General features: G+C 70.1%; 11 protein-coding genes and 1 pseudogene. 6 read left to right on the top strand and 6 right to left on the bottom strand.

The annotated features are described in order from the left end of the window. Positions 1–21: 21 nt before the first annotated feature. Positions 22–666, bottom strand: a complete 645-nt coding sequence (locus ACQZ13_RS20265) for a pseudouridine synthase (protein WP_431047549.1) — start codon at positions 664–666, stop codon at positions 22–24. A 50-nt stretch (positions 667–716) separates the two neighbouring features. Here ACQZ13_RS20265 and ACQZ13_RS20260 point away from each other — a divergent pair, with 50 nt between their 5' ends. Beyond that, positions 717–1,880 carry an AAA family ATPase gene (locus ACQZ13_RS20260; protein ID WP_431047547.1) on the top strand — a complete coding sequence of 388 codons (1,164 nt, stop codon included), beginning with the start codon at positions 717–719 and terminating at the stop codon, positions 1,878–1,880. 71 nt (positions 1,881–1,951) lie between these two features. On the opposite strand, the gene ACQZ13_RS20255 is transcribed toward ACQZ13_RS20260, so the two are convergent. Then, positions 1,952–2,428 (bottom strand): protein-tyrosine phosphatase family protein, encoded by a 477-nt coding sequence (locus ACQZ13_RS20255; RefSeq protein WP_088405414.1) that lies wholly within the window; start codon positions 2,426–2,428, stop codon positions 1,952–1,954. Positions 2,429–2,542: 114 nt separating this feature from the next. On the opposite strand from ACQZ13_RS20255, the pseudogene ACQZ13_RS20250 reads away from it, so the two are divergent. The 4 genes and pseudogenes from ACQZ13_RS20250 to ACQZ13_RS20235 all read left to right on the top strand — a co-directional run. Next, positions 2,543–2,950: pseudogene (locus ACQZ13_RS20250) on the top strand (VOC family protein); the annotation flags it as partial. A 42-nt stretch (positions 2,951–2,992) separates the two neighbouring features. Continuing rightward, positions 2,993–3,865, top strand: coding sequence for a questin oxidase family protein (locus tag ACQZ13_RS20245; protein WP_431053310.1), 873 nt, complete (start codon positions 2,993–2,995; stop codon positions 3,863–3,865). Continuing rightward, a complete protein-coding gene (locus ACQZ13_RS20240) occupies positions 3,862–5,130 on the top strand; it encodes an MFS transporter (RefSeq protein WP_431047544.1) in 1,269 nt (422 codons plus the stop codon). The genes ACQZ13_RS20245 and ACQZ13_RS20240 overlap by 4 nt, the downstream gene beginning before the upstream one ends. Further along, positions 5,127–5,753, top strand: coding sequence for a helix-turn-helix transcriptional regulator (locus ACQZ13_RS20235; RefSeq protein ID WP_088405417.1), 627 nt, complete (start codon positions 5,127–5,129; stop codon positions 5,751–5,753). Before ACQZ13_RS20240 ends, ACQZ13_RS20235 begins: the two co-directional genes overlap by 4 nt. 187 nt (positions 5,754–5,940) lie before the next feature. On the opposite strand, the gene ACQZ13_RS20230 is transcribed toward ACQZ13_RS20235, so the two are convergent. From ACQZ13_RS20230 to ACQZ13_RS20215, 4 genes are read right to left on the bottom strand one after another with little or no spacing between them, the layout of a single operon-like run. Beyond that, positions 5,941–6,414 (bottom strand): thioesterase family protein, encoded by a 474-nt coding sequence (locus ACQZ13_RS20230; protein ID WP_431047542.1) that lies wholly within the window; start codon positions 6,412–6,414, stop codon positions 5,941–5,943. Between the two features lie 48 nt (positions 6,415–6,462). Beyond that, a complete protein-coding gene (locus ACQZ13_RS20225; protein WP_431047540.1) occupies positions 6,463–7,428 on the bottom strand; it encodes a Bug family tripartite tricarboxylate transporter substrate binding protein in 966 nt (321 codons plus the stop codon). Between the two features lie 47 nt (positions 7,429–7,475). After that, the gene (locus ACQZ13_RS20220; RefSeq protein ID WP_431047538.1) at positions 7,476–8,357 is read right to left on the bottom strand and encodes an HpcH/HpaI aldolase/citrate lyase family protein; all 882 of its coding nucleotides are present in this window, start codon (positions 8,355–8,357) and stop codon (positions 7,476–7,478) included. Further along, entirely contained in the window at positions 8,357–9,523 is a 1,167-nt protein-coding gene (locus ACQZ13_RS20215) for a CaiB/BaiF CoA transferase family protein (RefSeq protein ID WP_431047536.1), read from the bottom strand. Before ACQZ13_RS20215 ends, ACQZ13_RS20220 begins: the two co-directional genes overlap by 1 nt. A 269-nt stretch (positions 9,524–9,792) precedes the next feature. Here ACQZ13_RS20215 and ACQZ13_RS20210 point away from each other — a divergent pair, with 269 nt between their 5' ends. After that, a complete protein-coding gene (locus ACQZ13_RS20210) occupies positions 9,793–11,754 on the top strand; it encodes an FTR1 family protein (RefSeq protein WP_431047534.1) in 1,962 nt (653 codons plus the stop codon). Positions 11,755–11,761 lie beyond the last annotated feature (7 nt).

The raw sequence follows: 11,761 nt of genomic DNA, 5'->3' as shown, positions 1-11,761 counted from the left end.
TGGGATGTGCGCGTCGCGCGCTCAGAAATCGGGTGGGGAATGCAGTGACAGCGCCGGCGCGTCGAGCGCCGCCGGCAGGCTGAGGTCCCGCGCGTGGAGCAGCAGGCGCGGTGCCCGCGTGAGGACCTCCGGGGGCGCGTACAACGCGTCGCCGAGGATGGGATGCCCCGCGGCCAACAGGTGCACGCGCAGCTGATGCGAGCGACCGGTGACCGGCTCCAGCTCCACGCGCGTAGTGCCCGCCGCGACATCGCGATGCAGCACCCGCACGCGGGTCAGGCTCGGTTTCCCGCGCTCGTGATCGATCATCTGCCGCGGGCGGTTCGGCCAGTCGACGATCAGCGGCAGGTCGATCTCGAAGTCATCGCGTTCGACGAGGCCCGCCACGACCGCTTCATACCGCTTGTCGACGAGCCGGGCGGCGAAGGCTTCGCTCAGCGCGCGCTGCATCGCCTGACCGCGTCCGAAGACGATCAGGCCGGAGGTCGACTGGTCCAGGCGATGCACGATCAACGCGTCCGGGAATTCGGCGGCCACGCGCGCCCAGGCGCAGTCCTGCTTGTCCTCGCCGCGGCCGGGCACGGACAGCAGGCCCGACGGCTTGTCGACGACGACGCGCCACGCATCGGCATGGCGCACGGGCTGGTGGAGGGAGGACGGGAGCATCGACGCCTGCATCGCCGCATTGTCGCGTCGCCTCCGTATCATCGGCGGCCATGCTGCAAGTCCTCGCCGTCTCCGGTTACCGCTCCCTGCGCGAATTGCGCCTGCCGCTGGGGCAGCTCACGCTGATCACCGGCGCCAACGGGAGTGGCAAGTCCAGTCTCTATCGTGCCTTGCGGCTGCTGGCCGACGCGGGGCAGAACCGGGTCTTGCCCGCGCTGGCAAACGAGGGCGGTTTCGCCTCCACGCGCTGGGCGGGTCCGGAGGAGATCACCCGCGCCATGCGCGCCGGCGAGCAGCCCGTCCAGGCGACCGTGCGCAAGGGGCCCGTGGCGCTCAAGCTCGGCGTTGCCGGCGACGACTTCGGGTATTCGATCGAGCTCGGGCTGCCGCAGAAGGGCGGCCCGGCGCTGTTCGAGGACGACCCGCAGATCAAGCACGAGGCGCTCTGGGCCGGCGCGTTCTACCGGCCGGCAGCCGCGCTGGTGGAACGGCGCAATGCGCTGCTCCAGGTGCGCGACGGGCGCGAATGGGTCGTGGTGGACACGCCGCTGGCAAGCTTCGACAGCATGTTGTCCCAGCACGCCGATCCGTCGCAGGCGCCGGAGATGATCACGATGCGCGAGCGCCTGCGCGGCTGGCGCTTCTACGACAGCCTGCGCACCGACGCCGAGGCGCCGGCGCGGCGTGTGCGCGTGGGCACCTTCACGCCGGTGCTGGCGGGCGACGGCGCCGATCTGGCGGCCGCATGGCAGACCATCGTCGCGATCGGCGACGTGGAGATGCTGGAGCGCTGCCTCGACGATGCGTTCCCGGGCGCGTCGGTGGAGGTCGACCGCACCGAGGCGGGCTTCCGGCTGTCGATGCGCCAGCCCGGGCTTCTGCGGCCGCTGGAAGCCGCCGAGCTGAGCGACGGGACGCTGCGCTACCTGATGCTGCTGGCCGCGCTGCTGAGCCCGCGGCCGCCCGAGCTGATGGCGCTCAACGAGCCCGAGAACAGCCTGCACCCGGACCTGCTGCCCGCCTTGGGGCGGCTCATCGCGGCGGCCAGCCGCCAGACCCAGACGATCGTGGTCTCGCACGCGAAGCGGCTTATCAGCGCGCTGGAAGCGCAGCCCGAATGCCGCTCCTGGGAGTTGCGCAAGGAGTTCGGCGAGACGCGTCTGCCGGACATGCCGCTCGACGAGACGCCGCCGTGGCGCTGGCCGGAGCGCTGAAGCCCTGAGGCTCTGAAGCGTTGACGGCGCGTCAGCGCGCCGCCGGGCGACGGGGCTTCCGTCTTCAGACCTCAGAACTGGTGGATCCAGCCTGACTGCAGCGCCGATTGCGGATTCGATCCTGCCGCAGTGACCGCTTCAAGCGCCTCGGAGGCGGGCGCGCCCAGCCGCTTGAGCACGCACGCGGCCATCGTGCCGGTGCGGCCCATGCCGGCGGCGCAGTGCAGCAGCACGCGGTCGCCCATGCGCAGCCCTTGCGCGATGTGTTCGACGCCTTGCCGGAAGGCGGCGCTGTCCGACGCGAGCCCGAAATCGCGCATCGGCACGTGCAGCCAGCGGAAGGGCAGCCGGCCTTCGGCGATCGCCTTGTGGTACGGCGGCGAGAGCTCGGCGACTTCCTCGAGCGGGTTGAGGCAGACCACCACGTTGAGCTGGTTCTGGCGCGCCTCGTCGAGGAAGGCGCCCCAGGACTCGCGGCGGCCCGGCATCGACTGCAGCCACAGCCGGCCCGGGATGGCGTCGGGGAGGGGGAGGGGTCGGAAAGCCATGTCCCGATTGTCGGGTCTCCCTGCTGATCGAGATGTTAATAAACTAAAAGTTTATTTATTTGGAAGTCGGCGCGATCATGGCGGCAACAACAAAGCAAGCAGAAGGAGCTCGCCATGATCAGGATCCAAGGACTCGACCACCTCGTGCTGCGCGTGCGCGATCTGCCGGCCGCGCTGCATTTCTACGTGGACCTGCTGGGTTGCACGGTCGAGCGGCGTCAGGAGGAGATCGGCCTGGTGCAGCTGCGCGCCGGCGCGCAGTTGATCGACCTCGTGCCGCTGGACGGCAAGCTGGGACGCATGGGCGGCGCGGGACCCGGCGCGGAGGGGCGCAACGTGGACCACTTCTGCCTGCGGGTGGAGACGCTCGACGAACCCGCGCTGCGCCGCTGGCTGACGGCCAAGGGCGTGACCGTCGACACCTACGGCTCGCGCTACGGCGCGGACGGCGAAGGCCCGTCGCTGTACCTGTTCGACCCGGACGGCAACGCCCTGGAACTCAAGGGCCCGCCGTGGCCGGCCGGTCTGCATGAGGCGCTGGACCAGTCGGTGAAGTTCGGCCCGATGTATGGCACCGAGGCGCTGCCGCTCTTCAACCATCTGCCGATGGCGCTGGGCGCGCTGGCCCGGCTGGACGCACCGCGCGAGGCGATGCAGCGTCACATCGACCACTGGACGCCGCTGTCGCGTCCCGCGGACGACGACGGCGTGCCGCCGCCCGCCGTCGAGGAGGCGCTGCGCACCGTGCTGGCCGCGCCCGAGGCGCAGGCCTTCCATGTCGCGATCCGGCTCGCGTACGCCTTGCAGTCGGGGCATCGTGGGGAACTCGATGCGGCGCTGAAGACGACGATCGGCGTACGGAGCCCGCTGGGCGCGCCGGTGCCGGCGGGGGAGGGCAGGGAGAGTCTGCGCGACGTGATCGACGCCGTGCGCGCCGACCCCGCGCTGGCGATGCCGCCCATGCCGGGCACGCTGATCACGACCCGGATGCAGCATGCGCTGGCGCTGCCGGGCTTCGACGGCTACGTCGAGCGTCCCCGGTTGACGCTGGACGCGCTGGCCGAGGCCTCGCTGGCGGCTTATCTGTCGCGGCATCAGTTCGCCTCGCTGCACCTGGTGACCGGCACGCACGCGGTACGCGTGCTGCTCGAAGCCGCCGCCTCGCGCGGGGTCGGGATCGACGAGGGCCAGGTCTTGCGAACCGTCTGGCGCGCGTGGCTGGGCACGTATCTGTCCGAGCTCCGCCCTGCGCCGGCCTGGGCGCTGGTGCATGCGGGCCAGGCGTCGGAGGACGACTGGGCCCGGGAACTGTCGTCGCTGCACGCCTCGATGAACGACCACCGCATCAAGGTCGCCGATGCCGCGCGCGAGGAATGGCGCCATCGCGGCTGGCCCGGCTATGCCTTGTGTCTGCGCCGGGAAGGGGCCGCACAATGAGCGCCGTGCTGTCCTCCACCGAGTCCTCCGGGTCCGCCACGACCCCTGCGCCGCCGACGCCGCTGCGCCACCCGCACCTGCTGCTCTGGGCCGTCTGCGCGCTGGCGCTGATGAGCACCGCCGGCGTCGCGTTGCCGTACCCGATCCTGGCGCCGATCTTCGTCGGCGGGCCGGTCGACGACTTCACCCACTTCCTCGGTCTGCGGCCCGAGCTGCTGATGGGCCTGGCGCTGGCGGTGAACCCCGCCGGCATCCTGGTCGGCAGTCTGGTGATCGGGCCGATGTCCGACCGCTACGGCCGGCGCCGCGTGCTCAGCGTCACCATCACCGCGACGCTCGTCGGCTACGGGTTGAGCGCCTTCGCGCTGGCGTCGCGGGACTATCCGCTGTTCGTGCTGTCGCGTTTCGCGACGGGGCTGACCGAAGGGAACGTCGCCGTCGTGCGGGCGCTGCTGGCGGACTGGCATCCGCAGCTGGAGCGCACGCGCAGCTTCGCGTGGCTCAACGCGAGCCTGTACATCGGCTGGCTGGTCGGGCCGCTGCTCGGCGGGCTGACGCTGCCGTGGGGCGAGGCGGTGCCCTTCATCGTCGCGGCGGTCGTGATGCTGCCGTGCCTGGTGCTGCTCGGCTTCGGCCTGCCCGACGATCGTCCGGCCGCGAAGCCGGAAGGCGGCATGCTCGCCGCGATGCGGCGACAGCAGTCGCTGGGGCTGATCGCGCAGGATCCGGTGTTGCGTCATCTCGCGCTGCTGCAGCTGGCCTACACGCTGGGCGTCAACGCGCTGTACGAGTTCGCGCCGCTGTGGATGCTGCAGCAGGCCGGGCTCGACAGCCGTGGCATCGCGCTGGTGACCGCGGTGCAGTGCGCGGCGATGACGGCGGCGAGCATCTTCGCCGCGCGCATCGGTTCGGGCCCGACGCCGCTGCACCGGGCGGCGCGGTTCGCCGTCGTCGCAGCCATCGGACTGCTGGCGCTGAGCCTGGCGCCGTCGTGGATGGGGCTGGCGTTGATCCCGTTGCTCGGCGTGCCGCTCTCGTTCTACAACGCGCTGATGCCGGCGTGGATGTCGGACCGATTCGCGGCGTATGGACAAGGCCGTGTGATGGGGCTGCTGACGACGGTGTTCTGTCTGTCCAACACCTTGATCGCGCTGATCGGCGGCGCGCTGGGCATGCTGTCGGCGCGCTGGATCATGCTGCTGGGCGGGACCATGTGCCTGGGGGCGGCGATCGGCTTCATCCGCTTTGCGAGGCGACATTCATGAGCCAGGGCAACGAGGAACGGCTGCTGTTCGAGTTGAAGAGCCGCGGGCCGCAGGCTGCCGCGGCATTGGCGGCGACCGTCGCCATCACGCCGATGGGCGCGCACAAGCTGCTCGCGCGGCTGGAGGAGCAGGGGCTGGTCGAGGCGCAGGACGACCAGCGCGGCGAGGCGGGAAGGCCGCGCAAGCTGTGGTCGCTGACGGCCGCGGGGCATGGGCGGTTTCCCGATCGGCATGCCGATCTGACAGTGCAACTGATCCAGCAGGCGCGCGCGGTCTTCGGTGAGGCGGGGCTCGATCAGTTGATCCTCGCGCGGGAGCGCGACAGCGAGCTGCGCTACCGCGCGGCGATCGACCGCTGCCGCACGACGGGCGACCGCGTGCGCGAGCTCGCCCGGCTCCGCGCTGAAGAAGGCTACATGGCGCGCGCCGAGCGCGTGGGCAAGGACTGGCTGCTGGTGGAAGACCACTGCCCGATCTGCGCGGCCGCGCAGAGCTGCCAGGGGTTCTGCCGTTCGGAGCTGGCGCTGTTCGAGCGCTGCCTCGGCCCCGGACTCACCGTCGAGCGCACCGAGCATCTGCTCGCCGGCGCGCGGCGATGTGCGTATCGGATCAGCGCGGTGTAGTGGACTGCTCAGGCCGCTGGCCCTCACCCCCGCCCTCTCCCGCAGTGCGGGAGAGGGAGTGAGAATGCACCGAGGCATTCGGGGCAGGAGGAAGAGCGCGCCATTCGGAGCAGGAGCACTGGGGTGGCCCCCTCTCCCGCACTGCGGGAGAGGGTGGGGGTGAGGGCCGGGGTCGTCGCAGTGCGGATCACGACACGATGTACGCCGCCGCTCCCGTCGCCAGCAATCGTCCCTGTTCATCGGTGAACGCCATGCGCGTGTTGGCAACGCGGCTGCCCAGTCGCATCACTTCCGCCTCGCAGCGGAACATCGCGCCGATGGCGGGGCGCAGGTAGTCCACTCGCAGGTCGATGGTCCCGAGCTTGGCGAAGCGCTGCAGCCGCTGCTGCGGCGGCTCGTCGAGGTGTCGCGCGCCGATTGCCGCCATCACCGCCAGACCGCCCATGGAATCGAGCGTCGCGCTGATCACGCCGCCGTGCAGCCGGTTGTGGGCGTAGTGCCCGACCAGGTCCGGCCGCATGGGGATGTGCGCCCGCACGATCTCATGCTGCAGTTCGTCGATCTTCACGCCGAGCACCTGGTTGAAGGTGATCAGCTGCTCGAAGATCTCGCACAGCGCGGTGGTGAACTCGGGCTCGAAAGGGCTCTTCACGTCGGTCATGGGCGCGGACCATAACGCAAGGCTGCGCGCGGTAGGAGAGCGCTCGCCCTAATCCACGCGCGCGCCCGACGCCTTCACGATCGGCTCCCATCGGGCGATGTCCTGCTTCAACATGGCCGCCAGCGCGGTCGGGCCGCCGCTCAGGGGCTCCACGCCGAGCGCCTTGAGCTTGGCGAGCGCATCGGGCGCGTTCATCACCAGGGTGACGTCCTCGGCCAGCTGCTTCGTGATCGCGTCGGGCGTGCCGTGCAGCGCGAAGAGTCCGACCCACAGTTCGCCCGCGAAGCCCGGGAGGACCTCGCCGATCGCGGGCACGTCGGGCAGCGCCGAGGAGCGTTTGGGGGAGCTCACGCCCAGCGCCACCAGCTTGCCGGCGCGCACGAATTCGAGGCAGGACGGCAGGCTCGCGAACCCGACGCTCACCTGTCCGCCCAGCATGTCGGTCAACGCGGGACCGACGCCCTTGTACGGCACGTGTTCGAGCTGCAGCCCGGCGGAGCGGTTGAGCATCTCGCCGAGCAGATGGTTCAGCGAGCCGTTGCCCGCCGAGGCGTACTGGTAGGACGGGCTCTTCGCCTTCGCCGCCGCGATGAAGCCCTTGAGGTCCTTCGCCGGGAAGCTCGGATGCACGACCAGCACGTTGGGCACGACACCGATCGGCGCGATGGGATCGAAGTCCTTCACCGGGTCGAAGCCGGTGCGCCGGTACAGCGCCGGGTTGATCGCCTGCGTGCTGCTGATCGTCAGCAGCAGCGTGTAGCCGTCCTTGGGCGCGCGCGACGCGAGCTCCGTGCCGATGTTGCCGCCCGCGCCGGCGCGGTTGTCGATGTTGAAGACCTGCCCGTATTTCTCGGTGAGCTTCTGCGCCAGGATGCGCCCCACTGCATCGTTCGTCCCGCCCGGGGCCTGCGGCACGACGATCGTGACCGGCTTGCCCGGATAGGCCTGCGCGCGCGCCGCGGGCAGGACCGCGCTGAGCGCCGTGACGGCGCAGAACTCTCGTTTCGTCAGCATGACCTTGTCTCCTGTTGTTGTCTTTGAAAGTCGTCGGGCGAGGGCGCTCAGCTGTCGCTGGCGGAATCGAGTCCGGCCTCGATGAGCAAGGCCTTCGCGCGCAGCACCACGGGCTTGTCGATCATCAGATCGCCGAGCTTGGTCGCCCCCAGGCCGTCGCGATCGGCGACCTCGAAGGCGGCGACGACGGCGCGCGCCTGCGCCACCTGCTCGGGCGTGGACGTGTAGCAAGCGTTGATCGCATCGACGAACTTCGGATGCACGACCACCGCGCCGCGGAAGCCGAGCGTGCGGGCTTCCTGCAGCAGCCCCTCGAATTCCTCGACGCTGCCGAGGTTGGCGATGGAGCCGACGAAACCGATCGGCAGCACGCCGGCCGCGCGGGCCGCGTACAGCACCATCAGGCTGGGGGCGAGCAGCGCCTGCGGTGTCGGCAGGCCGCCGACATCGAGCGAGAAGTCCTCGCTGCCGAGCATCATCGAATGCACGCGTGGCGACGCCGCGGCGATGTCGTGGAGCCGGGGCAGGGCCGCGGCGGACTCGATCTGGAGGAGGAATCGGACCTCGCCCGCGGGCAGGCCCGCCGCCCGTTCGAGGTCGTCGACGATGCCGGCCAGCAACTGCACATCGCGAGCGTGCTCGACCTTCGGCAGCACCAGCAGGCGCAGGCCCGGCGACACGGCGGCGCGCAGGTCGTCGACGGCGGTGTTCAGCGCGCCGTTGATGCGCACCGCGGCGACCTTGCCGCCGGCATGCACGCGGTCGATCGCGGCCGCCACGCCGGCGCGAGCGGCGGCCTTCCGGCTCGGATGCACGCCGTCTTCGAGGTCCAGGATCACGACGTCGGGGGTCTTGTTCAGCGCGCTCTGCAGCAGGCGTTCGTTGTCGGCCGGGACGAAGAGGTAGGAGCGATAGACGCGGGCGCTCATCATTGATCCTTCAGCCACTTGTCGTTGTCCTGGCCGAGGGTCGGCGCCGGTCGACGCACGGGCGGCCGCGCGCCGTTGATCTTGAACGGCACGGCATGCACGGACACCCTGCGGCCGTCCGGCGTGGGCGTGTCCAGCAGCAGCTCGCGCTCCTGGATGTACGGGTGCTTGAGCAGGTCCTCGATGTCGCACACCTCCCCGGCGGTGATGTCTCGGTCCTCGAAGAAGACCAGCGCCTCGGCCAGCGTGAGCGTCGACAGATGCCCCTGGATCAGGTCGTCGAGCGCATCGATGTTGGCGAGCCGCGCCTCATGCGTGGCGAAGCGCGCATCTTTCAATGCGTCGGGGTGGCCGATGCCCGCGAAGAGCCGTTGCAGCGTGCCCGCCATGCCGGCGGACAACGCGACCCAGCGTCCGTCCTTCGTCGCGTAGACGTTGCGCGGCGCGTGGGTCGGCGAGCGACTGCCCGAACGCTGCGTGGCCTGGCCGGTGAGCTGGAACTCCGAGGCCTGCGGGCCGAGCATCGAGAACAGCGGCTCGAAGAGCGAGAGGTCGATCTCCTGGACCGTGGGCGACGGGTTCGCGCGCTGACGGTGCAGCGCGGCGAGCGCGGCGGTCGAGCCGTGCAGGCCCGCCACCGAGTCGGCGAGCGAGAAAGGCGGCAGCACCGGCGGACGGTCCGCGTGGCCGTTCATCGCGGCGAAGCCGCTCATCGCCTCGATCAGCGAGCCGAAGCCGCCCTTCTTCGCGAACGGGCCGGTCTGGCCCCAGCCGGAGATGCGCACGACGATCAGCTTCGGATTCAGGCGCTGCAGCGCGTCATAGCCCAGCCCCATCTTCTCCAGCGTGCCGGGACGGAAGTTCTCGACCAGGATGTCGGCCCGCGCGATCAACGAGCGCAGCGAGGCCATGCCCTCGTCCGAGCGCAGGTCCAGCGCGACGCTGTCCTTGTTGCGGCTGTACTCCATCCAGTAGGTGCTCACGCCCTGGCGCTGCCAGGCGCGCAGGTCGTCGCCGCGCTCGGGCGACTCGACCTTCACGACCGATGCGCCGAGGTCGGCCAGCACGTGCGTCAGCACGTTGCCCGACACCAACCGCGACAGGTCGATCACGAGGACGTCCGACAGCGGCTGGCGCTCGTCGGGGAGGGACTGCGGAGAACTCATGGAGGCGCTTCCTTTCATGGAAGCAGCCTACGGACGCGCGCCCTCGCTGGGAAATACGGATGTCGGTTAGGCGCTAGTCGGATCCGGACTAGCGGCGGACCCGACGAAGACCCTGACGAGGGTCAAGCCTTGCAAGCTTGCTGAAACCTTCCGGCGCACCGGGCGGCCATACTCGGTCTTCTGATGGCGGGACGGCTCTTCGAGCCGCCCCGCGTTTGACGTTCATCTTGGGCCCGGACGACGGGCCGTTTCTTTGTTCGGGAACAACAATGAGTCGCACTCACGACGATCCGCGGACCGCACATCGGATCGTGCGCCAGCTCTTCACGGCTTGTCTGCTCTTCCTCGGCCTGGTCGTCGGCGGCACCGCGAGCGCCGCGGAAGCCGACGTGCGGCGCGTGTGGCAGATCCTCGACTACCTGGCCGTCGACTACGCGGGCGCGGTGCAGGACGGCAAGATCGTGGCGCAGTCCGAGTACGACGAGATGCGCGAGTTCGCGCAGACCGCGCACGACAAGATCGCTGCCTTGGAAGACAAGCCCGAACGCGCCGCGTTGCTGCGCGAGAGCGAGGCCCTTCAAGCCGAGATCGCCGCCAAGTCCGATGTCGCCAAGGTCGGCGGTCTGGCCAAAGCCTTGGCGAATCATCTGATCGCGGTCTACCCGGTCCCGCTCGCGCCGACGGCGCTGCCCGACCTGAAGCTGGGCGCGTCGGTCTATGCGGCGAATTGCGCGGCCTGCCACGGCGCGTCGGGCAACGGCGACGGCCCGCTGGCCAAGCAGCTCGATCCCAAGCCGATCGCGTTCACCGACCACGACCGTGCGCGCCAGCGCAGCGTGTTCGCGCTGTACCAGGCGGTGAGCCAAGGCATCGCGGGAACGGCCATGCCGGCGTTCGGTCAGCTTTCCGAAGAGGATCGATGGGCCGTGGCGATGTATCTGGGCGGCTTCGCGCATGACGACAAGCAGCGCGAGCAGGGGCAGCAGCTCTGGAAGGAGTCGCAGAAGGTCCGCGACGAGGTCACCGGGATGGACCACTTCGTCCGTCTTACGGAAACCGAGCTCGCCGCCTCGCTCGGCGAAGAGCAGGCCGCCGCCACGATGGCTTACCTCCATGCGCATCCCGAGGCGCTGGTCGCGCCGCGCGGAAACCGCCTGACCCTGGCGCGCGAGCGGCTGCATGAGAGCGTCGCCGCGTTCAAGGCCGGCCATCCCAAGGAGGCCGCCGAGCTGGCGTTGTCGTCCTATCTCGACGGCGTCGAGCCCTACGAACAGGCGCTGGCGGCCCGCGAAGGCGCGCTGAAGGACCAGATCGAGGTGGCCATGGGCCAGTACCGCTCGCTCATCGCGGCCCAGGCGCCGGTGTCGGACGTCGAAGCGGCTGCTGCCCGCGTCGACGGGCTCTTCAACGACGCAGACCACGTGCTGGCGGCCTCGGGTGCCGATGCGACGGCGGCGTTCTTCGGCAGCCTGACGATCCTCCTGCGCGAAGGCATCGAGGCGCTGCTGGTCGTCGTCGCGATGATCGCGTTCCTGCGACAGGCCAAGCGCCCGGATGTCCTGCCGTATGTCCACGCGGGCTGGATCGGCGCCCTGGCGGCGGGCGGCGTCACCTGGGCCATCGCGACCTACGCGGTCTCGATCAGCGGCGCCAACCGCGAAGTCACGGAAGGACTGTCCAGCCTCTTCGCCGCCGCCGTGCTGCTGAGCGTCGGTGTCTGGATGCATCAGAAGAGCGTGGCCGGTCAATGGCAGGCCTACCTGCGCGAGCGCATGTCCGCGGCGCTGGGCCGCCGCTCCGCGTTCTTCATGTTCGGCCTGGCCTTCGTGGCGGTGTACCGCGAGGTCTTCGAGACCATCCTGTTCTACGCGGCGCTGTGGGGCCAGGGCAATGACGGCGCGATCCTCGCCGGTCTGGGCGTGGGCGTGATCTGCCTGGTGGTCATCACGGTGCTCCTGCTGCGCTACAGCGCCCGCTTGCCCATCGGCAAGTTCTTCTCGGTGAGCTCGTGGCTGGTGGCCGTGCTGGCCGTCGTCCTGACGGGCAAGGGCGTGGCCGCGTTGCAGGAGGCGGGATGGATCGCGCCGAGCGCGTTGTCCGCGCCGCGTCTGGAGCTGCTGGGCATCTATCCGTCGGTGATCGGCCTGACGGCGCAGGCGATCGTGCTCCTGCTGGTGCTGGGCTTCTTCCTGCGCAATGCGAAGGCGAAGCCTGCGAGCGCTGGACGATGAGGGCGAA

The sequence above is a fragment of the Roseateles sp. L2-2 genome, from assembly GCF_050613215.1.
Classification (GTDB): Bacteria; Pseudomonadota; Gammaproteobacteria; order Burkholderiales; family Burkholderiaceae_C; genus Roseateles; species Roseateles noduli.
This window is presented reverse-complemented; position numbering and strand designations above follow the sequence as displayed.

What these genes read in the sequence shown, in the direction of transcription:
- ACQZ13_RS20220 (WP_431047538.1), bottom strand. Translation starts at nt 8,357, where the DNA reads ATGAGCGCCCGCGTCTATCGCTCCTACCTCTTCGTCCCGGCCGACAAC.
- ACQZ13_RS20225 (WP_431047540.1), bottom strand. Translation starts at nt 7,428, where the DNA reads ATGCTGACGAAACGAGAGTTCTGCGCCGTCACGGCGCTCAGCGCGGTC.
- ACQZ13_RS20240 (WP_431047544.1), top strand. Translation starts at nt 3,862, where the DNA reads ATGAGCGCCGTGCTGTCCTCCACCGAGTCCTCCGGGTCCGCCACGACC.
- ACQZ13_RS20210 (WP_431047534.1), top strand. Translation starts at nt 9,793, where the DNA reads ATGAGTCGCACTCACGACGATCCGCGGACCGCACATCGGATCGTGCGC.
- ACQZ13_RS20255 (WP_088405414.1), bottom strand. Translation starts at nt 2,428, where the DNA reads ATGGCTTTCCGACCCCTCCCCCTCCCCGACGCCATCCCGGGCCGGCTG.
- ACQZ13_RS20260 (WP_431047547.1), top strand. Translation starts at nt 717, where the DNA reads ATGCTGCAAGTCCTCGCCGTCTCCGGTTACCGCTCCCTGCGCGAATTG.
- ACQZ13_RS20265 (WP_431047549.1), bottom strand. Translation starts at nt 666, where the DNA reads ATGCTCCCGTCCTCCCTCCACCAGCCCGTGCGCCATGCCGATGCGTGG.
- ACQZ13_RS20215 (WP_431047536.1), bottom strand. Translation starts at nt 9,523, where the DNA reads ATGAGTTCTCCGCAGTCCCTCCCCGACGAGCGCCAGCCGCTGTCGGAC.
- ACQZ13_RS20235 (WP_088405417.1), top strand. Translation starts at nt 5,127, where the DNA reads ATGAGCCAGGGCAACGAGGAACGGCTGCTGTTCGAGTTGAAGAGCCGC.
- ACQZ13_RS20230 (WP_431047542.1), bottom strand. Translation starts at nt 6,414, where the DNA reads ATGACCGACGTGAAGAGCCCTTTCGAGCCCGAGTTCACCACCGCGCTG.
- ACQZ13_RS20245 (WP_431053310.1), top strand. Translation starts at nt 2,993, where the DNA reads ATGTATGGCACCGAGGCGCTGCCGCTCTTCAACCATCTGCCGATGGCG.